This window comes from Sphingopyxis sp. YF1, assembly GCF_022701295.1.
Classification (GTDB): domain Bacteria; phylum Pseudomonadota; class Alphaproteobacteria; order Sphingomonadales; family Sphingomonadaceae; genus Sphingopyxis.
This window is the reverse complement of the sequence record NZ_CP033204.1, coordinates 943,875-963,925: the sequence shown is the minus strand read 5'-3', so window position 1 is coordinate 963,925 and position 20,051 is coordinate 943,875. Positions and strand designations below refer to the sequence as shown.

Sequence of the window (20,051 nt, the reverse complement as noted above, 5' to 3'; positions counted from 1 at the left end):
CCTTCGACAGGCTCGAGGGCACGGTTTCAGGTGTCGCCCTCACCCGCCATTTCGACCGTGAACCCGCTGTTCGAAAGCAGCAGTTCGTCCCCGCAATGGCTGCACGCGGCGATCATATGAAGATCGTGACCGCATGGACTGTGGGTGAGAAGCAACGGCGGGCCGCGCTCGTCGGCAAACCAGCGGTCGCCCCATTGCAGCAGCGCGAGCAGCACCGGGTAGAGATCGCGCCCCTTGGCCGTGAGCCGATATTCGACGCGATCGGCGTGCGCCGAATAGGGAACGGTTTTCAATATGCCCTGCCGCACCAGCCGCTCGAGCCGGCCGGTCAGGATATTCGTCGCCATCAACGTGTCGCGCTGGATGTCGTCGAAGCGGTTGATCTGTGTGAACATCGCGCGGACGACGAGCGTCGCCCAGCGATCGCCGAACAGCTCGATCATCGTGTCGACGAGCGGGCGGCCGCCGGGGCGCCGGACATCGCCGTTGAAGCGGCGGCGCTCGTAATGCGGGATCACCTGCGCGAGCCCCGGCCCCTCGCGCCAGGCGACGTCGCGCGGGTCGATCTCCGCCCCGCAATGGCCGCAGGCGGGCACGGGTTCGGTGGCATGACCGCAGGTCGCATGGCGTAGCCGGACCTGGAAATCGCGCTCCGCCGCTTCCCACCGATGCTGCCAGCGCAGCATCATCAGCGCGTTGGGGAACTGGTCGCGCCCCTTCTGGGTCAGGACATAATGGAAACCGCGCCCGCCCTGTTTGGGCTTTTTCGCGAGGCAATCCTCCTCGACCAGCTTCTTGAGTCGCCCGTTGACCACCGAGCGCGCAAGGCCGGTGCGAGCGACGAATTCATCGAAGCTGTGGGTGCCGAGAAAGGCCTGCTCCATGATCAGCAGCACCGGCACGTCGCCAACGACGTCGAGCGCGCGCCAGATCGAACAGGCCCTTATCGTGCGGTCGTGTTTCAAAGCTCCGCCATTCCTTGCTTCACCTCGCCCCTAACCCGGCGGCGCGGCGGCGACAAGACAGGCGAAGCCGGGCGATCGGGTCGGAGAGCGAGGAAGCGCGGTGCCTGCGCCTCCCCTTCTCGGAGGATCCCCTCAAAAGCGGCCGGTCAGCTGCACCGCGATCGTCCGCGGCCGGTCGACGATGCCATTATAGGCATTGCCGGCGTTGCGGGTGATGGTCGTCGCGAGCGGCATCGAACTCGCCGTCTGCAGGATGCGCTGGTTGGTCAGATTGCGACCGATCAGCGCGACTTCCCAGCGATCATCGACCTGTGCCAGCGCAAGGCGCGCACCCAGCTTGGCATAGCTGTCCTGTCGCGTGCGCGGATCAAGGTTCGCCGAGGCGATATAGGATGAGGAGAAGTCGGCATTCAGATTGACCGCCACCTTCATGTCCGACGAGACCGGCGTCGTGTAGTCGAGATTGAGGTTGCCCGACCATTTGGGGCTGAGCGCGTTGCGCTTGCCCGTATAGTCGCAGAAGCCCCCTGCCCCCGGTGTCTGCAGATAATAGCATTGGCCATCGGTAAAGTTGGTGAACTTGAAGTCGAGATAGGCGACCGCGCCGCTGATCGTCAGCCCGTCGGCGACCGCGGCGCGGAAGTCGGCTTCGACTCCCTGCGTCTTTGCGCCCGCGGCGTTGCGGACGTTGAAGTTCAGCGTGCCGTCGAAGATGTTGACCTGAAGATCGTGATATTTGGTGCGATAGAGCGACAGGTTGAACGCGACGTTGCGCCCCTTGTATTTCAGCCCCGCCTCGAAATTGTCGGCGCTTTCATCCTCGAACATGAAGGCACCGGGTTTCGCGACGGTCTTGGAGGTCGGCAGCGAGTTCGAGCGGATGTCGAAGCCCCCCGCCTTCGTCCCCTTGGCATAGGAGGCGTAAAGCATCAGGTCGTCGGTCGCGTCGTACTGGACGTTCACCATCGGGTTGAAGCTGTCCTCGCTGAGCTTGCCCGAGATGCTGTGCGCCTCGATGTTGAGCGCGCGAAATGTGGCCGCGACCACCAGCGGATTGAAACTGTTGAGCGGCCCCTGGACGATCGCGAGGGTACGGCTGCCGCTTTTCTTCTCGTGATTGAAGCGCGCGCCCGCGGTGACGCGCAACTGGTCGGTCAGCGACACTTCGCCCTGCGCGAAGGCCGAGATCAGGTCCGATTTTTGCGCATAGTCGCGATCGTTGCGGGTGTCGCCGAGCGCGTTGAACGGCGCCCCCAGCGCCAGGAAGGTCGCATTGAAGCGGGTGAAGTCCTGCACGTCGAGCTTGGCATGCTGGTAATAGACGCCCGCGATATAGTTGAACGCCTCGCCGCCCGGCGACGCGAGCCGCAACTCCTGGCTGAACTGGCGATAATCTTCGCGCAAATTGGTGCCGTCGAGGAAGCTGATGCCCGAAAAGTCGACGTCGACGATCTCGCGCGTCTTGTAATCGAGCAGCGACGAGGTCGACGTCAGCGTATGGTCGCCGAGTTCGAGGTCCATGTTGAGCGTCGCCCCGAACACCTTGTTGCGGCTTTCATAGCCATTATCCTCGCGGACATAATCGGGGTCGGTGCTGACGAAAAAGGGCCCCTGAAAGACCGTGTTGTAATTGCCGACCGCACCGAACACGTCGCGCGGCTGCCCCTTCGCCTCGAAGTCGGCATATTCGAGCTTGAGTTCGGCCGCGAACGGCCCGCCCTGATCGAACTCCAGCTTGCCGCGGACATATTTCTCGTCGACGTTCGGCTCGTCGCGGTCGAGCTTCGCGTTGTAGAAATAGCCGTCCATCTTGCGATAATAGCCGACGACACGCGCTTCGACGCCCTCGCTCAGCGGCCCCGACAATACGCCGGTCAGCTGCAATTCCTTGTGGTTGAACTCATAGAGGCCGCTCACCGATCCTTCGAATTCGTCGGTCGGGCTGCGCGTCGTGATGTTGACCGCGCCGGCGATCGCATTCTTGCCGAACAGGGTCGGCTGCGGCCCGCGCAGCACCTCGACGCGCTCCATGTCGATCAGCGGCAAGCGCGACAGCTGGTCGCGGCCGTAATAGACGCCGTCGACGAACATCGCGACCGACTGTTCGAACCCCTTGTTGTCGCCCGAGGCGATGCCGCGGATCGCGATGCGGTTGGCGATCGCGGTCTGGGTGATCTTCAGGTTCGGAACCGACGAACTGATCTGTTCGAGGTTGGTCTGGCCGTAATTCTCGATCTGTTTGCCGCTCACCGCCGAGATCGAGATCGGCACGTCCGACAGCCCCTCGGCGCGCTTCTGCGCCGTGACGATGATCTCCTCGAGTCCGCCCTGATCCTGCGGTGCGGCGGCGTCCTGCGCGAATGCGAGTCCGGGCGCGGTGAGCGCGGTCGCGGCGAACAGCATGGCAAAGCCGGTCTTCATAATCTCTCTCCCTCCCACCATCGTCGGGTTCGCCCCGCGATGTTTTTCTGGCCTTGCGACTCTTATCGTCTTTAAGTATCGTTATGCAAGTCAGATAATTTGGAGAGGATCAAAGGTGCCGAAAAACGGCCTTCCACCCGCGCTGACGCGCAATTTGCGGCTGCCCGCAATCGCCGCGCCGATGTTCCTCGTGTCGGGTCCGGAGATGGTGATCGCAGCGTCGCGCTCGGGCGTGATCGGCAGCTTCCCCGCTCCCAACGCCCGCACGTCGGCGGACCTCGAGGATTGGGTGAGCCGGATCGACGCCGCGCTGTCGAACGATGCCGAAGCCGCGCCCTGGGCGGTCAATCTGGTCGTCCATCCGTCGAACAGCCGCCTTGCCGAAGACCTCGCCTGCGTCGTGCGGCACAAGGTACCGCTGGTGATCACCGCGCTCGGCAGCCCGGCGCGGGTGGTCGAGGCAATCCACAGCTATGGCGGCCTTGTCTTCGCCGACGTCAATTCGGTCGGCTTTGCGCGCAAGGCCGCCGCGGCCGGGGTCGACGGGCTGGTGCTCGTCGCTGCCGGCGCGGGCGGCCACACCGGCGCAACCGCCGGCTTCGCCTTCGTCGAGGAGGTACGGCAATTCTGGGACGGCCCGCTCGTACTCGGCGGCGCAATCTCGACCGGCCATGCGGTGCGCGCGGCCGAAATCCTCGGCGCCGACCTTGCCTATCTTGGCACTTCGCTGATCGCCTGCAGCGAAAGCATGGCGGTTCCCGGCTACAAGGAGATGGTCGTCGCCGCGGGCGCCGAGGATATCGTGCCGTCGAAGGGCATCACCGGGGTCACCGCCAACTGGCTGAAATCGAGTCTGGTCGCGGCGGGCTATGACCCCGCGAACATGCCCGAGGACAAGCGCCCGAATTTCTCGGACGCGCAGGACGACGCCAAGGCCTGGAAGAATGTCTGGTCCGCCGGGCAAGGCGTCGGTGCGGTGCGCGGGGTCGAACCCGTCGCCGCGATCGTCGACCGCCTGATTGTCGAATATGATGCCGCCGCCGCGAGGCCGCGCTTTGCAGCCGCCGAAGGAGTCCCCGCATGACCGCCGAACTCGTCGACACGATCCGAACCACGATCCAGCCGAACGACCATCCCTATATGAAGGACGCGTGGCGGCCGACGTACAATGAATGGAACGCGATTTTCGCCAACGGCGATGCCGAGGTGATCGGGACGATCCCGGCCGACATCGATGGCGTTTACGTGCGCACCGGCGAAAACCAGATCCACGAACCGATCGGCCGCTATCATCCGTTCGATGGAGACGGTTTCATCCATTCGATCAGCTTCAAGGACGGCCGCGCGAGCTACCGCAGCCGCTTCGTGCGCACCAAGGGGTTCGAGGCCGAGAAGGAAGCCGGCCATTCGCTCTGGGCCGGACTGATGGAACCGCCGCACAAATCGACGCGCCACGGCTGGGGCGCGCAGGAATGGCTGAAAGACAGCAGCTCGACCGACGTCGCGATCCATGCCGGCAAGATCATCTCGACCTTCTACCAGTGCGGCGAAGCCTATCGGCTCGATCCCTTCACGCTTGAACAGTTCGGCACCGAAAGCTGGGTGCCGCTCGACGGGATTTCGGCGCATTGCAAGGTCGACCTCGCGACCGGCGAGCTGATGTTCTTCAACTATTCGAAGCACGCGCCCTACATGCACTATGGCGTCGTCGGCGCCGACAACCGGCTGAAACATTATGTCCCGGTCCCGCTGCCGGGGCCGCGACTGCCGCACGACATGGCGTTCACCGAAAATTACGCGATCCTCAACGACATGCCGCTCTACTGGAATCCGGAACTGCTCGAAAAGCGGCTCCACGTCGTCCAGTTCCACCCGGACGAAAAGACGCGCTTCGCGATCATCCCGCGGCATGGCCAGCCCGAGGATATCCGCTGGTTCGAGGCCGAGCCCACCTACACGCTCCACTGGCTCAACGCGTGGGAGGAAGGCGACGAGATCATCCTCGACGGCTATTATCAGGAAGAGCCGATGCCCAAATCCTACCCGAACGCGCCCGAAGGGCTCGAACGGATGATGGCGTATCTCGACCAGGGACTGCTCAAGCCGCGCCTCCATCGCTGGCGTTTCAACCTGAAGACCGGCGAGACGGTCGAAGAGCGGCTCGACGAGCGCGACCTCGAATTCGGCATGTTCAACCAGCGCTATGCGGGCAAGCCGTATCGCTACGCCTATAGCGCGATCCCCGAGCCCGGCTGGTTCCTGTTCCGCGGGCTGGTGAAGCATGATTTGAACGCGCGGACGAGCGAGGAATATCAGTTCGGCCCCGGCCGCTTCGGCAGCGAAGCGCCCTTCGCGCCGCGCATCGATGCGAAGGACGAAGACGACGGCTATCTCGTTTCCTTCATCGCCGACCTTGAAGCCGATACGAGCGAATGCGTGCTGATCGACGCGAAGAATATCGCGGCGGGGCCAGTCTGCCGGATCATCCTGCCCGAGCGCATCTGTTCGGGCACGCACACCGCCTGGGCGAGCGGCGACGAGATCGGCATGGGTCCGAACAGCGTACTGGCCGCCTGAGATGATCGTTGCGGGAGAGGACAAGCGGCAGCGATACCGGGACAGCGGCTGGTGGGGCGACAAGAGCTTTGCCGATCTGTTCACGGCCAATGCAGCGGCGCATCCCGAGCGGCTCGCGCTCGTCGACGCGCCGAACCGCGGCGATTTCGCTTTCGGGGAACCGCGGCGACTGAGCTATGCGGCGCTCGCAGCCGAGATCGATCGCCTCGCCGGAGCCCTGATCGCGGCGGGAATCGCCAAGGACGATGTGCTGCTCGTTCAGCTCCCCAATATCAGCGAGTTCGTCGCGCTCTATTTCGCGGCGGCAAAGATCGGCGCGATCGTCAGCCCGGCGGCGGTGCAATATCGCAGCCATGAACTGAAGGGCATGATCGGCGTCGTCGAACCCAAGGCCTTCGTCTGCGCAACGCGGGTGAAGGGCTGCGACCATATCGGGGTCGCAGCGCCGTTGCTGGGTGGCATCCAGTTGATGACCTTCGGCCCCGACGCCCCGGCCGGAGCGCTCGACCTCTCGACCACCGAAGGCGACGCCGCAGCGCTGGCCGCGCACGTCGCGGCGAACCCGGTCGATGCCGACGACATCTTCACCATCTGCTGGACGTCGGGCACCACCGGCGTCCCCAAGGGCGTGCCGCGCAGCCACAATCACTGGATCGCGGTCGCGGGCGCGGGCTATGAGGCGATGAAGGTCGGGCCGGGCGATGTGCTGCTCAACCCCTTCCCCCTCATCAACATGGCGAGCATCGGCGGCATCACCATGTGCTGGTTGACCAGCGCAGGCACGATGGTGCTGCACCATCCTTTCGATCCCGGCATCTACCTGAAACAGATCGCAACCGAACGGCCGAGCCTGACAATCGCGCCGCCCGCGGTGCTCAACATGCTGCTCCAGAACGAGGCGTTGCTCGCCTCGGTCGATCTTTCCAGCCTGCGCGTCATTGCCTCGGGCTCGGCACCGCTCGCACCCGCAATGGTCCGCGGCTTCCAGGAAAAGCTCGGCATCATCATCGTCAATGTCTTCGGGTCGAACGAGGGGATGAGCTTCATCACCGGCGAGGGCGACATGCCCGACCCCGACAGGCGCGCGAGCCTGTTCCCGCGCCGCGGCACCTATCAGCGCCCTTATGGCGAGGGCCGCGCGCCGAATATCGAAAGCCGCCTCGTCCCGCCCGGCGGTGGCGATGCGATCGAGGAAGACGGCATATCGGGCGAATTGCAGATCCGCGGGCCGACGCTGTTCGAAGGCTATCATAATGCCCCCGAACGCACCGCCGAGGCCTTCACCGACGACGGCTGGTTCCGTACCGGCGATCTGTTCGAGATTGCCGAGGGCGGCGATTTCTATCGCTTCGTCGGGCGCTGCAAGGATCTGATCATCCGCGGCGGGGTCAATATTTCGCCCGAGGAGATCGACCAGTTGCTCGGCGGCCACCCGCTGCTCGCCGAGGCGTGCGTCTTCTCGCTTCCCGATCCGACGATGGGCGAGCGTATCGGCCTCGCCTATGTCCCGCGCGGGGCGGAAGAAGTCGGGATCGGCGAGGTCGCCGACTATCTGCGCGGCCACGACCTCGCGGTGTTCAAACTGCCCGAACGCCTGTTCCGCTTCGACGCGCTGCCGCGCAACGTCACCAACAAGGTGATGCGCAGCGAAGTGCGCGACATGGCGCTCGCAACCCTCGAAAAGGAAGCCTGACATGGCGAAAGACGTCTTCATCCTCGGCGGCGCGCAGACCGACTTTGCACGCAACCTCGAGCGCGAAGGTGGCGGGCTCTTCGAACTGTTCCGCGACGTCGCCGAAGCGGCATTCGCCGCGACCGGGATCGAACCGAAGGAAGTCGAGACCGCGCATGTCGGCAATTTCGTCGGCGAACTCTTTGCCGGACAAGGCCAGCTCGGCGGCTTCTTCGGCCATGTCCATCCCGACCTCGCAGGCGTCCCCGCCTCGCGCCACGAAGCCGCCTGCGCGTCGGGCAGCATCGCGATCCTGGCCGCGGCGGCGGAGATCGAGGCCGAGCGCTACGGCCTCGCGCTCGTGCTCGGGATCGAGCTGATGCGCAACGTCCCCGGCCAGCGCGCCGCCGAATATCTCGGCGCCGCGGCATGGGCCGGGCGCGAGGCGCAGGAGGCGCGTTACCTCTGGCCGTACATGTTCGCGCGCGTCGCCGAGGAATATGACGAGCGCTTCGGGCTCGACCGCGCACATCTGCGCGGGATTTCGGCGAACAACTTCGCCAATGCGAAGAAGAACCCCAATTCGCAGACGCGCGGCTGGGCGGTCACCGACGACCATCTGGGCGAGAATGACGAGGTCAATCCGCTGATCGAGGGTAGCCTGCGCAAGTCCGATTGCGGGCAGGTTACCGACGGTGCCGCGGCGATCTTCCTCGCCTCGCGCGAGGTCGCCGAAGCCTATGCAAAGCGCCGCGGCATCCCGCTCGACAGCATCCCGCGCATCAAGGGCTGGGGCCATGCCACCGCCCCCCTGCTCTATTCGACCAAGGTCGCGGACAGCCGCGGCGGCGACTATGTCTTCCCCAGCGTTCGCAAGGCGATGATGGACGCGCTGCGCCGCGCCGACATGCCCGACATTTACGCCTGCGACGGGGTCGAGGTGCATGATTGCTTCTCGATCACCGAATATATGGCGATCGATCATTTCGGGATCACCAAGCCGGGCGAAAGCTGGCGTGCGGTCGAGGACGGGACGATTGCGCTCGGCGGCAGGCTACCGGTCAATCCGTCGGGCGGGCTGATCGGGCTCGGGCACCCCGTGGGGGCCACCGGCGTGCGCATGCTGCTCGACAGCTGGCGGCAGGTGACGGGCAATGCCGGAGACTATCAGGTCGAGGGTGCGAAGAATTTCGCGACCTTCAATGTCGGAGGCAGCGCAACGACGGCCGTCAGCTTCGTGATCGGCACCTGATTTGCCGCATCCGGTCTATCTGTACGACGCCGTGCGCACTCCGCGCGGCAAGGCGCGGCCCGACGGCGGGCTCGCGGCCCTGAGCCCGCAGGAACTGGTGCGCGGACAGGCGGCGGCGCTCGCGGAACGCTGCGGCGCCTTCGCCCCCGAAGCACTGATCCTCGGCTGCGTGACGCAAAGCGGTACGCAGGGCGGCCATGTCGCGCTGGTGTCGAAACTCCACGCCGGCCTGCCCGACGCCTGCGCCGCGCACAGCCTCAACAATTATTGCGCCTCCGGCCTGTCGGCGATCGGCCAGGCGGTCGCGAAAGTCGCAAGCGGCGAGATTGCGGTCGCACTCGCGGGCGGGGTCGAGTCGATGAGCAGCGCGCCCTTCCTCGGCGACCGCGCGGGCTTTTATACCAGCGACGACCTGCCGCCGCGCACGCGTTTCGTGCCGCCGGTGCTCGCCGCCGATCGGCTGGCACACGGCGAAGGGATCGCGCGCGCCGAACTCGACGCGGTCGCCCTCGCCTCGCAGCAAAAGGCTGCCGCAGCGGAAGCCGACCCTGCGCTCCAGCGCTCGCGGATCGCCACCGGCACGCTGAGCGGCGAGGAATGCATCCGTCCGCAAACCACGGCGGAATCGCTCGCCGCCGCGCCGGCCGCGTTCGGCGAATTGCAGGCGCAATATGCGGGCGCGCTCGAAGGGGCGACCTTCGAGGCGCTCCACAGCATCGCGCATGCCCCGCCGATATGCGACGGCGCGGGGCTCGCGCTCGTCGGCGGCGAAGGGCTCGGCATTGCGCCGCGCGCGCGCGTCATTGCCTTTGCCGAAAGCGGCGGCGATCCGGCAGCATCGCTGACCGCGGGATTCGCGGCGATGGACAAGGTGCTCGCGCGTGCCGGGCTGGCGCTCACCGATATCGACCGCATCGAGTTTATGGAGGCGTTCGCCGTCACCATCGCCAAATTCCTCCGCGACCGTGACGCCGACCCGGCGCGGGTCAATGTGAGCGGGGGGCATCTCGCCAAGGGGCACCCGATGGGGGCAAGCGGCGCGATCCTGACCTCGTCGCTGCTCGATGCGCTCGACGCCTGCGGCGGCCGCTTCGGCCTCGTCGTCCTGACCGGGGCGATGGGAGTCGGCGCGGCGATGGTGATCGAACGCATCGCCTGATTCCGGCTGGACAGCCGACCGCTCCCCGCGCACAAGATGCCGTGCCGGACCCCGGCATGCTCGCCCATGGCCGGGACGGGACGTTCACGCAACGGGAGGCCGTCATCGACATCGGGCAGGCACAGGATGAATTGCGCGCAGCATGGCAAGGCGGCGCACCGGGGGTCTTCGTGTCGGGGCTCGCGTGGCTCGCGGCCGACGCCGCCTGGTATGTCGGCGGACCGCTCTATGCCTTTGCTGCACTGGTCATCGGCGGCGTGCTGATCGTTCCGCTGGCTTTCGCGATCGCGCGCGCCTTCCGCGCGCCGAAGGCGACCAGGGGCAATCCGCTGAACGCGCTCGGCTTCGAGACCACCGTCCCGCTCTTTGCCGGACTGCTGATCGCCTTCGCGCTGCTGCCCTTTTCCGAAACCTTCGGCTTTGCGGCGCTCGCGGTCGTGGTCGGCGCGCGCTATTTCGCCTTCGCGACGCTCTATCGCGAGCGGCTCTACTGGCTGCTCGGCGCGCTGCTGTTCGCCATCGGTACGGGCTTCGCGATCAAGGAGGGCGCCCTGCCCTTTCACATCACACTGGCGGTGGGTGCCGCCGAGCTGATCCTCGCCGCGTGGCTGTTCACGCGGTGGAACGCGGCTCAAGGCTGAGGATCGGGGGCTGAGGATCGGGGACGGCGGCCTCCCGCGCGTCCCCGATACCCGACCGATCAGAGCATCGGATAGCTCAACCCGTAATAGCCATAGATGGTACGGCCATATTCGTCGGTATATTCCGGGCTGTCGTCGCGCGCATGGCGCGGCGCACCTTCGACCTGCTCTTTGGTCAGATTGACGACATAGCCACCCTTGTCGGTGTCATAGGTCAGCATATCCCACGGGATCGGATAATGATCGCTGCCGAGGCCGAACAGGCCACCGAACTGGAGCACGGCATAATCCGCCTTGCCCGAATATTTGTCGATCATGACATTGGCGATCGATCCGAGCTTTTCGTCCTGCGGGTTGTAGACCGCGGTGCCTTCCACCTTGTCCGATGCGATCAGGCGGTGGGTTTCGGTTCTTTCGAGGGTATCGGCCATGACAGTCGCTCCTGTAAGTCGGAGGCGGACCGCAGAGCCGGAGGAGCCGGCCGCGCCGCCCCCATGCCAGGACAACGGAAGACGCAGCGCGGGGTTGCTCCGCTCACCGCAGGGGATCGTCCGGCGGGCTTGAAAGAACGGTTGCGGTGTAATTTGACCCGGACGGACGCTAGCGGCTCCAGCGGGCGAAGATCGCGGTCGGGAGCAACAGCCCCCGCGCCTCTTCGCGCACCGCAAGCTCGCCGCATTCGACCTTGCCCGGCAGGTCGGCAAAAAGCTGCGCGAGCAGTTCGCCGATCGCCAGCGCCGACATGCGCACCGCATAGACGGTGAGGAACAAGGCGCGGCTGTCGGCATCGAGCAGCCGGCGGCAATCGGCGAGCAGCGGCGCGAGCCCTTCCTCGATCTGCCAGCGCTCGCCCCCCGGCCCGCGCCCGAACTTGGGCGGATCGAGCAGGATCGCATCATAGCGTTTCTCGCGCCGCACCTCGCGCGCGGTGAATTTGCCCGCATCGTCGACGATCCAGCGCACGGGCTTGTCGCCCATGCCCGCCAGCGCGGCGTTCTCGCGTGCCTGCGCCACCGATTTCTTCGAGGCGTCAACATGCGTCACCGCCGCCCCCGCGGCGGCAAGCGCCTGACTGCCAACCCCGGTGTAGCCGAAGAGGTTGAGGAAGGCGGGGTCGGGCTTGTCGGCGACCTGCCCGCGCAGCCAGTCCCACACCGGCGCCATGTCGGGGAAGAAACCGAGATGGCGAAAGGGCGTGCAGCTTGCGGTGAAGCGCGTCTCGCGCCAGCCGAGCGGCCAGCCATCCTGCGGCACGGGCTTGCTATAATACCAGCGCCCGCCGCCGTCGTCGTCCGATGCCGGAATGAACTCGCCGTCGGCCTTGTCCCACTCGTCCTGCGGCAGCGCGGGTGCCCACATCGCCTGCGGTTCGGGGCGGATGAAGCGGTACGGCCCATAGCGTTCGAGCTTGCGCCCGCTCCCGCTGTCGACCAGCCCGTAATCGTCCCATGCCTCGCCGACGAGCGTAACGAGGGGCTGGAGCTCAGCCACGCGCCGCTTCCGCGAGGATGAACGCCTTCACCGCATCATAGTCGCCGGGCAGCTTGGTGTAGCGCTCTTCGCGCTCGAAGAGATTGCCGAGGCGCGCGGGCAGCGCCGGGCGCACGCCGGTGGCGCGCTCGACCGCTTCGCGGAACTTTGCGGGGTGCGCGGTGGCGAGCGTCACGACGGGAATGTCGGCGTCGATCTCGAGCGCGCGCGCGGCGGCAAGCCCGACCGCGCTGTGCGGATCGATGACCTGCCCGCCCCTTTCCTGCGCCCAGCGCAGCGCGAGCGCCATCGAGTCGCCGTCGATGCTGGCGCTGGAGAACAGGTCGCGCGCACCCGCGAGCATGTCGACGGGGATCGTCATCGCGCGCTTCGCGTCGAATTCGCCCATCATCGCGGTGATCGCCGCGCCGTCGCGGCCCGACAGGTCGAAGAGCAGCCGTTCGAAATTGCTGCTGACCTGGATGTCCATGCTCGGCGTCGCCGTGGGGGTGACGCTGCCCGCGCTGTAATCGCCGCTGGTCAGCGCGCGGTGGAGGATGTCGTTGACGTTGGTCGCGACGACGAGGCGGGCGATCGGCAGCCCCATGCGCGCCGCGACATAGCCCGCGAAGACGTCGCCGAAATTGCCCGTGGGCACGCTGAACGCAACCGGGCGATCGGGCGCCCCGAGGCGGACCGCGGCATAGAAATAATAGACGACCTGCGCCATCAGCCGCGCCCAGTTGATGCTGTTCACCGCCGACAGCGTGATCTGGCTGCGCGCTTCCGCGTCGCCGAACAGCCGCTTCACCATCGCCTGCGCGTCGTCGAAGCTGCCGTCGATCGCGATATTGTGAACGTTGGGCGCCAGCACCGTCGTCATCTGGCGGCGCTGGACGTCGCTGACCCGGCCTTCGGGGTGGAGCATGAAGATCTGGATATGTTCGCGCCCGGCGACCGCCTCGATCGCCGCCGATCCGGTGTCGCCCGACGTCGCGCCGACGATCGTGATGTCGGTGTCGCCGCCGCTCAGGAATTTCTCGAACAGCTGGCCGAGCAGTTGCAACGCAACGTCCTTGAACGCCAGTGTCGGGCCGTGGAACAGTTCGAGCAGCCAGTGGCGATGGTCGAGCTGGACCAGCGGCGTCACCGCGTCGTGGCCGAAACGGCCATAGGCGGCCTTGCACAGGCCGCGCAATTCATCCTCGGTCAGCACGCCCGCGACGAACGGGGCCATCACCCGTACCGCGGTCTCGACATAGTCCAGCGCCGCGAGCGCGCGAATCTCGCCCTCGGCCATCTGCGGCCAGGCCGCGGGGACATAGAGCCCGCCGTCGCCGGCGAGCCCGGCGAGCGTCGCGGCACGAAAGTCGAGGGTCGGCGCGGAGCCGCGGGTGCTGATATATTGCATGACGGAAAAGCGCCTAGCGGCGCGCCGTCATCGCTGCAAGCGGCGGCGGACCGCGAGGATATAGATAATCAGCGCCGCCGCGGCGAAGAGGAACCATTGCCCGGCATAGGCGAGATGGTTGTTCGGCGTGTCGGCGGCCGACGGCACCGCGCTGGGGCGCAGCCCGGGAACGGGCACGTCGGCGACCAGCATCGCGCGCGCGGGCATCGCCCTCCCGGTCAGCCGCTCGACCAGCGTCGGCTGTTCGGGGCCGGGTACGATCGTCCCCTGCACGATGCCGCCCTTCCACACCGGCGGCTTGAAGTCGTCCGACGAACCGACGTCGACCAGCACTCCCGGGCCTTCGGCACCGGTGCGGCAGTCGGCTATCATGCGAAAGCCCGGCTGCCCCTTCCGGTCGCTGCCGCTGCGCGGGTCCCAGCGCACGGGTTCGAGGCAGGTGACGCTGCTCTTGCGATAGAGCATCGCGTCGGGCACCGGCGGCAGTTCGGGATAGGCGACCGTGGCCGACATCGCCATGTTGCGCTGAAAGAGCGCAATGAGCGCCTCTTTCTCCGCCTTGCGCTGGAGCTGCCAGACGCCGAGTGCAACCATCGTCGCGACCGCGGCGAGGACGAGGATCGTCGGGATCACCGGCCAGCGGCGCGCCGCCGGCGTTGCTGCATCATTCATCGCCCGTCTCCGTCTCTCGTCCCTCGGCCGCCTGCCGCTGATGCTCGCTCGCCAGCAGCGCTGCCTTGGCGAGCCTGAGACCGTAGATCACCGCCGCGACGGTGAGCGGCACCCACAGGATCACATGCACCCAGAGGGGCGGGTTGAGCGCGAAGTCGAGCAGCAGCGCCGCGACGATCAGCAGCGCGCCGATGATCATCGTCAGAAAAGCCGCGGGGCCGTCGCCGACATTGTAGCGCCCGGTATCGAGCCCGCACGCAGGGCACCGGTCGCGAAACCGCGCTGCGCCCTCGAACAGCCCCGGTGCCCCGCATTCGGGACAGAGTGCAAAAAGGGCAGCACGCCAGATTGGCGGCTGCCCTTTTTGATTCGGGTTGGTCGCGGCCAACTCAGTGCGCGGCGACAGGTGCGCCCCAGCCGCCCCAGACGTAGACGACGGCGAAGAGGAACAGCCACACCACGTCGACGAAGTGCCAGTACCAGGCGGCCGCTTCGAAGCCGAAATGCTGCTTCGGGGTGAAGTGACCCTTGTAGGTGCGGACGAGGCAGACGATCAGGAAGATCGTGCCGACAAGGACGTGGAAACCGTGGAAGCCCGTCGCCATGTAGAAGGCCGAGCTATAGTTGCTCTGGCCGAAGGGGAACGGCGCGACGCCATATTCATAGGCCTGGATCGTCGAGAAGACCACGCCGAGGATGATGGTCGCCCACAGACCCTTTTTGAGGCCTTCGCGGTCGCCGTGGATCAGCGCGTGGTGCGCCCAGGTGATCGTGGTGCCCGAGCAGAGCAGGATCAGCGTGTTGAGCAGCGGCAGCGAAAAGGCGTCGATCACTTCGAGCCCCTTCGGCGGCCACATGGTGATCGCGTTGGCGCCGTCCTGTCCGAAGAGCGACGTCACGCCCTCGGGCGTGATTTCGATCGGCACCGGGAACAGCGAGAAGTCGAACCACGCCCAGAACCAGCCGACGAAGAACATGACTTCGGACGCGATGAACAGGATCATGCCGTAACGCATGTGCAGTTGCACCACCGGGGTGTGATCGCCGGCATGCGCCTCCGCGATCACGTCCGACCACCAGCTGAAGAAGGTGGCGATGACGCCCGCGACGCCGAGGCCGAAGACCCACTTGCCCGATGCGCCGAAATAATCGTCGTGCATCCACATGACGAGGCCAAAGAACATCACCATCGCCGCGATCGATCCGACCATCGGCCAGATACTGGGATTTACGAGGTGATAATCATGATTTTTGGCACCAGCCATATCGCTATTCCCGTTTTGCAGCCCCAGCATCGCGATTCCCCATCGCCAGCCGGTCCTTGATTAGACTCTTGATCGCGGCCTTAGCTCGCCTTTTTACCCTCGTCTACAGGGTGGAAGGTGTAGCTGAGCGTGATTTCCTGGATGTCGCGCGCGTCGGGGTCGTCCATGATCTTGGGATCGACGAAGAAGAGCACCGGCATGCGCATTTGCTGCCCCGGCTCCAGCCGTTGTTCGGTGAAGCAGAAGCACTGGATCTTGGTAAAATATTTGCCCGCGGCGTCGGGGGTGACGTTGAAGCTCGCCGTCCCGACCACCGCATTGGGCGAGTTGTTCTCGGCGATGAAGATCGCCATGTCGCGCGCACCGACGCTGACCGTGTCGCGCAGATGTTCGGGATAGAATTTCCACGGCAGCTTCGGCGAGACGTTGGCGTCGAAGCGGATCGACATCGTGTTGCTCAGCACCTGCGGCTCGGCCGCCGCGGCGACCGGATCGTAGCGCTGCGTCGTGCCGCCGAACCCGGTCACGCGGCAGAAGAGATCGTAGAGCGGCACCGCGGCAAAGCCGAGGCCAACCATCGAAAGCGCGAGCAGACCTGCCATGGTGGCGGTCTTCGCGTTGGGAGACATGCGCGACATCATTGGTAGATCTGCATCTTCGCGATAGTGATCAGGAAAAAGAGAATGGCGAGCCCGCCGAGCATCCACGCCATCATGTTGGCGCGGCTGCGCTGGCGGCGGCGATATTCCGCCTCGTCGAACGGTTCCTGCGGCGATTCGTCAGTCATAGGGGCCACCAATGGTCGGCGACGACCGCGCCGAACAGAATGAAGAGATAGGCGATCGAGAAGGCGAAGAGCCGCTTTTCGGGCTGCATCCGGTCGCCCTCGCCCGCGCGGCGCGTGCCGACCTGTGCCGACAGCAGCACGAAGACCGCCGACAGGATCGTCGCCGTCCAGCCGTAGAGCGCGCCGGTGTAGCCGAGCGGCCAGGGCGCGATCGCCGCGACCGCCATGATCAGCGCGTAGAAGAGGATCTGGCGCCGCGTCGAGGTTTCGCCCGCGACGACGGGCATCATCGGAATGCCCGCGGCGGCGTAATCCGAGCGCACGAACAGCGCGAGCGCCCAAAAATGCGGCGGCGTCCAAAGGAAGATGAGGAGGAACAGCAGCACCGGCAGCGGCGCGACACTGCCCGTCGCGGCGACCCAGCCGATCAGCGGCGGAAAGGCGCCGGCGGCGCCGCCGATGACGATATTCTGCGGCGTGCGCGGCTTGAGCCACATCGTGTAAACGAAGACGTAGAAGAGGATCGAGACGAGCAGCAGCAGCGCCGCCTGCCAGTTCGACGCGAACAGCATGAGGAAGACCGAGAAGGCGGCGAGTCCGACGCCGAACTGCAACGCGGTCTGCGGGTCGAGGCGACCGGCGGGCAGCGGACGCCCGGCGGTGCGCTTCATCTTGGCGTCGAGGCCAGCCTCATACCATTGGTTGAGAGCGCCCGACGCCCCTGCCCCCAGGGTGATCGCGAGAATCGAGGAAAAAGCGAGGATCGGGTTCACCGCACCCGGCGCCGCGAGCAGGCCGCAAAGCGCCGTGAACACGACGAGCGACATGACGCGCGGCTTGGTCAGCGCGAACAGGTCGCGCCAGTCGGCGGGAAGCGACGTTTCGCCATGGGTCAGGCTCTGCGCCATGATAACTCCGGCCGTACGGGAAGCGCCCCCCGCTGACGATCAGCGAGGGGCGGAATCCGGTCAGGCGATACGCGGCAGTTCGTTGAACTGGTGGAACGGCGGCGGGCTCGACAGCGTCCATTCGAGCGTCGTCGCGCCTTCGCCCCACGGATTGTCGGCGGCCTTCTTGCCGGCGACGAGCGACCACAGGATGTTCACGAAGAACACCAGCACGCCAACCGCCATGATGACATAGCCATAGGAGGAGATCAGGTGCCAGAAGGCATAGGCTTCCGGATAGTCGGGATAACGGCGCGGCATGCCCTGCTGGCCCAGGAAGTGCTGGGGGAAGAACAGGATGTTGACGCCGATGAAGAAGATCCAGAAGTGCAGCTGGCCAAGGAACTCGCTGTACATCCGGCCCGACATCTTCGGGAACCAGTAATAGAAGCCGGCGAAGAGCGAGAAGACCGCGCCCAGCGACAGCACATAGTGGAAGTGTGCAACGACGTAATAGGTGTCGTGCAGCGCGGTATCGACGCCGCCGTTGGCGAGCACGACGCCCGTCACGCCGCCGACGGTGAACATGAAGATGAAGCCGAGCGCCCAGACCATCGGGGTCTTGAAGGTCATCGAGCCGCCCCACATGGTGGCGATCCAGCTGAAAATCTTGATGCCGGTCGGAACCGCGATGACCATCGTCGCGGCGGTGAAGTACATCTTGAGGTTCACGCTCATGCCGACGGTGAACATGTGGTGCGCCCACACGATGAAGCCGACGACGCCGATCGCGACCATGGCATAGGCCATGCCGAGGTAGCCGAAGACCGGCTTCTTGCTGAAGGTCGAGATGATCTGGCTGACGATGCCGAAGCCCGGCAGAATCATGATGTACACTTCGGGGTGGCCGAAGAACCAGAAGAGGTGCTGGTAAAGCACAGGATCGCCGCCGCCCGTCGCATCATAGAAGGTGGTGCCGAAGTTGCGGTCGGTGATGAGCATGGTGATCGCGGCGGCGAGAACCGGCAGCGCGAGCAGCAGCAGGAAGGCGGTCACGAGCACCGACCACACGAACAGCGGCATCTTGTGCAGCGTCATGCCCGGAGCGCGCATGTTGAAGATGGTGGTGATGAAGTTGATCGCACCGAGAATCGACGCTGCACCCGCAAGGTGGAGCGAGAAGATCGCGAGATCGACCGCCGGACCCGCCGACCCGCTGGTCGACAGCGGCGCGTAGACCGTCCAGCCGGTGCCGGCGCCGAGGCCGCTGCCGCCCGGAACGAACATCGAGCTCACGAGCAGCACGAACGCAACCGTCGTGAGCCACAGGCTGATGTTGTTCAGACGCGGGAAGGCCATGTCGGGCGCGCCGATCATCAGCGGCACGAACCAGTTGCCGAAACCGCCGATCATCGCGGGCATGACCATGAAGAAGACCATGATCAGGCCGTGCGCGGTGATCATGACGTTCCAGAAATGCTTGCCCTGGACCTCGCCCGCGGCGGGGTCGAGAATCTGTGCCCAGCCGGTCAGATATTGCACGCCCGGCTCGGCGAGCTCGAGACGCATCATGCCCGACAGGATACCACCGACGATCCCCGCGATGATCGCGAAGATCAGGTAGAGGGTCCCGATGTCCTTGTGGTTCGTCGACATGAACCAGCGGACAAAGAAGCCCGGCGTGTCATGATCGTGATCATCGTGCACATGGCCGTGGCCGTGCGCGGGTGCAGTCGCTGCGATATCGGTCATCTATCGGACCCCTTGTTAATTCTTGGCGGCCGGCGCGGCGGCAGGCGCCGCCGCCGGAGCGGCTTCGGTCGTGGCGGCAGCCGGAGCAGCCGTCGCGGGAGCGGGTGCGGCGGCGGGAGCCGGCGCGGCGGCGTCCGCCTTGCCGGTGCCCGCGGGGTTGCCGCCCTTCGAGCGGACCCAGGCTTCCCACTTGTCGACCGGCAGCACTTCGACCGCGATCGGCATATAGCCGTGATCGACGCCGCAAAGCTCCGAGCACTGGCCGTAATAGACGCCGACCTTGTTGGCGGTGAAGGTCGTTTCGTTGGCGCGGCCGGGGACCGCGTCCATCTTGGTCCAGAAGGCGGGAACCGCAAAGCTGTGGATCACGTCGGCACCGGTGATGATCAGCTTCACCTGACGGCCGACCGGGACGACCATGCGGTTGTCGACGGCGAGGTGATAAGGCTCGCCCGCGGCCTTCGCCTGTTCTTCGGTCAGAATCTTCGAGACATATTCGCCGATGCCCTGGTCGGGATAGGCATAGCCCCAGTACCACTGGTATCCGGTGACCTTGATCGTCAGCGCGTCGGCCTTCGGCGGCTCGTACTGCGCGGCGAGCAGGCGGATCGACGGCACCGCGACGACCGCGAGGATCAGCACCGGGATCGCGGTCCAGATGATTTCGATAAAGGTGTTGTGCGTCGTCTTCGAGGGCACCGGGTTCGCCTTGGCCCGGTAGCGGACGACGACCCAGAGCAGCAGGCCGAGCACGAAGAGGGAGATCACCGTGATGATCGGCAGCAGGATATAGTGGTTGAAGCTGTAAGCCTGCTCGCCGATCGGGCTGACCTGCGGCTGGAAGTTGACCCCTGCGTCGACCGGCTGGCCGATGCCCGGCGTCGGCTTCATCGGCACATAGGTCGCGTCGCCCGCGGGAACCGCCGGAGCGGCCGCATCGGCGGCCGCGGTTGCCGGAGCCGCCGGGGCCGCCGCCGGAACAGCCGCATCGGCGGCAGCCGGAGCCGGATTCGCCGGGGCCGTCGCGGCGGGCGCCGCCGCGGGTGCCTGCGCCTGAACGGCGCCGACCGCGCCGAGCGACAAAGCCGCCGCGATTACAAGGGTTTTCAAGCTCTTCATA

Annotated in this window: 19 protein-coding genes; 6 read left to right on the top strand and 13 right to left on the bottom strand. The window is 65.9% G+C overall.

Going from position 1 to position 20,051, the window contains the following annotated elements:
• Window positions 1-26 precede the first annotated feature (26 nt).
• Both EAO27_RS04705 and EAO27_RS04700 read right to left on the bottom strand, forming a co-directional pair.
• Window positions 27-965 (bottom strand): helix-turn-helix domain-containing protein, encoded by a 939-nt coding sequence (locus EAO27_RS04705; RefSeq protein WP_242777600.1) that lies wholly within the window; start codon window positions 963-965, stop codon window positions 27-29.
• A 132-nt stretch (window positions 966-1,097) separates the two neighbouring features.
• On the bottom strand, window positions 1,098-3,386 hold the full coding sequence (locus EAO27_RS04700) for a TonB-dependent receptor (RefSeq protein WP_242777598.1): 2,289 nt from the start codon (window positions 3,384-3,386) through the stop codon (window positions 1,098-1,100).
• A gap of 115 nt (window positions 3,387-3,501) precedes the next feature.
• Here EAO27_RS04700 and EAO27_RS04695 point away from each other — a divergent pair, with 115 nt between their 5' ends.
• Genes EAO27_RS04695 through EAO27_RS04670 form a run of 6 tightly spaced genes read left to right on the top strand, consistent with a single transcriptional unit; the run spans window position 3,502 to window position 10,687 of the window.
• Window positions 3,502-4,470: a nitronate monooxygenase gene (locus EAO27_RS04695; protein ID WP_242777596.1), complete on the top strand. Its 969-nt coding sequence runs from the start codon at window positions 3,502-3,504 to the stop codon at window positions 4,468-4,470.
• The gene (locus EAO27_RS04690) at window positions 4,467-5,963 is read left to right on the top strand and encodes a carotenoid oxygenase family protein (RefSeq protein ID WP_242777594.1); all 1,497 of its coding nucleotides are present in this window, start codon (window positions 4,467-4,469) and stop codon (window positions 5,961-5,963) included. Before EAO27_RS04695 ends, EAO27_RS04690 begins: the two co-directional genes overlap by 4 nt.
• Window position 5,964: 1 nt before the next feature.
• A complete protein-coding gene (locus EAO27_RS04685; RefSeq protein ID WP_242777592.1) occupies window positions 5,965-7,656 on the top strand; it encodes a class I adenylate-forming enzyme family protein in 1,692 nt (563 codons plus the stop codon).
• Between the two features lies 1 nt (window position 7,657).
• A complete protein-coding gene (locus EAO27_RS04680) occupies window positions 7,658-8,887 on the top strand; it encodes an acetyl-CoA acetyltransferase (protein ID WP_242777590.1) in 1,230 nt (409 codons plus the stop codon).
• A gap of 1 nt (window position 8,888) precedes the next feature.
• Window positions 8,889-10,046, top strand: a complete 1,158-nt coding sequence (locus tag EAO27_RS04675; protein ID WP_242777588.1) for a beta-ketoacyl synthase N-terminal-like domain-containing protein — start codon at window positions 8,889-8,891, stop codon at window positions 10,044-10,046.
• A 41-nt stretch (window positions 10,047-10,087) separates the two neighbouring features.
• Window positions 10,088-10,687 (top strand): hypothetical protein, encoded by a 600-nt coding sequence (locus EAO27_RS04670; protein ID WP_242777586.1) that lies wholly within the window; start codon window positions 10,088-10,090, stop codon window positions 10,685-10,687.
• Window positions 10,688-10,746: 59 nt separating this feature from the next.
• Here the strand turns inward: EAO27_RS04670 and EAO27_RS04665 are convergent, their stop codons facing one another.
• From EAO27_RS04665 to coxB, 11 genes are all read right to left on the bottom strand, one after another.
• Window positions 10,747-11,118 (bottom strand): PRC-barrel domain-containing protein, encoded by a 372-nt coding sequence (locus EAO27_RS04665; protein WP_242777584.1) that lies wholly within the window; start codon window positions 11,116-11,118, stop codon window positions 10,747-10,749.
• A gap of 169 nt (window positions 11,119-11,287) precedes the next feature.
• Window positions 11,288-12,178: a class I SAM-dependent methyltransferase gene (locus tag EAO27_RS04660; RefSeq protein WP_242777581.1), complete on the bottom strand. Its 891-nt coding sequence runs from the start codon at window positions 12,176-12,178 to the stop codon at window positions 11,288-11,290.
• Window positions 12,171-13,568 (bottom strand): threonine synthase, encoded by a 1,398-nt coding sequence (gene thrC, locus EAO27_RS04655; protein ID WP_242777579.1) that lies wholly within the window; start codon window positions 13,566-13,568, stop codon window positions 12,171-12,173. The genes EAO27_RS04660 and thrC overlap by 8 nt, the downstream gene beginning before the upstream one ends.
• A 27-nt stretch (window positions 13,569-13,595) precedes the next feature.
• A complete protein-coding gene (locus tag EAO27_RS04650; protein ID WP_242777577.1) occupies window positions 13,596-14,240 on the bottom strand; it encodes an SURF1 family protein in 645 nt (214 codons plus the stop codon).
• Window positions 14,233-14,628, bottom strand: coding sequence for a DUF983 domain-containing protein (locus EAO27_RS04645; protein WP_242777575.1), 396 nt, complete (start codon window positions 14,626-14,628; stop codon window positions 14,233-14,235). The genes EAO27_RS04650 and EAO27_RS04645 overlap by 8 nt, the downstream gene beginning before the upstream one ends.
• Window position 14,629: 1 nt before the next feature.
• The gene (locus EAO27_RS04640) at window positions 14,630-15,505 is read right to left on the bottom strand and encodes a cytochrome c oxidase subunit 3 (RefSeq protein WP_242777573.1); all 876 of its coding nucleotides are present in this window, start codon (window positions 15,503-15,505) and stop codon (window positions 14,630-14,632) included.
• 80 nt (window positions 15,506-15,585) lie between these two features.
• Complete coding sequence (locus EAO27_RS04635) at window positions 15,586-16,134, bottom strand: cytochrome c oxidase assembly protein (protein WP_242777571.1); 549 nt, start codon at window positions 16,132-16,134, stop codon at window positions 15,586-15,588.
• 8 nt (window positions 16,135-16,142) lie between these two features.
• On the bottom strand, window positions 16,143-16,292 hold the full coding sequence (locus EAO27_RS04630; RefSeq protein ID WP_242777569.1) for a hypothetical protein: 150 nt from the start codon (window positions 16,290-16,292) through the stop codon (window positions 16,143-16,145).
• Window positions 16,289-17,200 carry a heme o synthase gene (locus tag EAO27_RS04625; RefSeq protein ID WP_242777567.1) on the bottom strand — a complete coding sequence of 304 codons (912 nt, stop codon included), beginning with the start codon at window positions 17,198-17,200 and terminating at the stop codon, window positions 16,289-16,291. Before EAO27_RS04625 ends, EAO27_RS04630 begins: the two co-directional genes overlap by 4 nt.
• A gap of 60 nt (window positions 17,201-17,260) precedes the next feature.
• Window positions 17,261-18,931 carry a cytochrome c oxidase subunit I gene (gene ctaD, locus EAO27_RS04620; RefSeq protein WP_242777565.1) on the bottom strand — a complete coding sequence of 557 codons (1,671 nt, stop codon included), beginning with the start codon at window positions 18,929-18,931 and terminating at the stop codon, window positions 17,261-17,263.
• A 15-nt stretch (window positions 18,932-18,946) separates the two neighbouring features.
• On the bottom strand, window positions 18,947-20,050 hold the full coding sequence (gene coxB / locus EAO27_RS04615; protein ID WP_242777563.1) for a cytochrome c oxidase subunit II: 1,104 nt from the start codon (window positions 20,048-20,050) through the stop codon (window positions 18,947-18,949).
• Window position 20,051: the final 1 nt, after the last annotated feature.

Excerpts from the sequence above, each read along its gene's own strand:
- EAO27_RS04700 (WP_242777598.1), bottom strand. The coding sequence starts at position 3,386 with ATGAAGACCGGCTTTGCCATGCTGTTCGCCGCGACCGCGCTCACCGCG.
- EAO27_RS04690 (WP_242777594.1), top strand. The coding sequence starts at position 4,467 with ATGACCGCCGAACTCGTCGACACGATCCGAACCACGATCCAGCCGAAC.
- EAO27_RS04685 (WP_242777592.1), top strand. The coding sequence starts at position 5,965 with ATGATCGTTGCGGGAGAGGACAAGCGGCAGCGATACCGGGACAGCGGC.
- EAO27_RS04680 (WP_242777590.1), top strand. The coding sequence starts at position 7,658 with ATGGCGAAAGACGTCTTCATCCTCGGCGGCGCGCAGACCGACTTTGCA.
- EAO27_RS04665 (WP_242777584.1), bottom strand. The coding sequence starts at position 11,118 with ATGGCCGATACCCTCGAAAGAACCGAAACCCACCGCCTGATCGCATCG.
- thrC (WP_242777579.1), bottom strand. The coding sequence starts at position 13,568 with ATGCAATATATCAGCACCCGCGGCTCCGCGCCGACCCTCGACTTTCGT.
- EAO27_RS04650 (WP_242777577.1), bottom strand. The coding sequence starts at position 14,240 with ATGAATGATGCAGCAACGCCGGCGGCGCGCCGCTGGCCGGTGATCCCG.
- EAO27_RS04640 (WP_242777573.1), bottom strand. The coding sequence starts at position 15,505 with ATGGCTGGTGCCAAAAATCATGATTATCACCTCGTAAATCCCAGTATC.
- EAO27_RS04635 (WP_242777571.1), bottom strand. The coding sequence starts at position 16,134 with ATGTCTCCCAACGCGAAGACCGCCACCATGGCAGGTCTGCTCGCGCTT.
- EAO27_RS04630 (WP_242777569.1), bottom strand. The coding sequence starts at position 16,292 with ATGACTGACGAATCGCCGCAGGAACCGTTCGACGAGGCGGAATATCGC.
- EAO27_RS04625 (WP_242777567.1), bottom strand. The coding sequence starts at position 17,200 with ATGGCGCAGAGCCTGACCCATGGCGAAACGTCGCTTCCCGCCGACTGG.
- ctaD (WP_242777565.1), bottom strand. The coding sequence starts at position 18,931 with ATGACCGATATCGCAGCGACTGCACCCGCGCACGGCCACGGCCATGTG.
- coxB (WP_242777563.1), bottom strand. The coding sequence starts at position 20,050 with ATGAAGAGCTTGAAAACCCTTGTAATCGCGGCGGCTTTGTCGCTCGGC.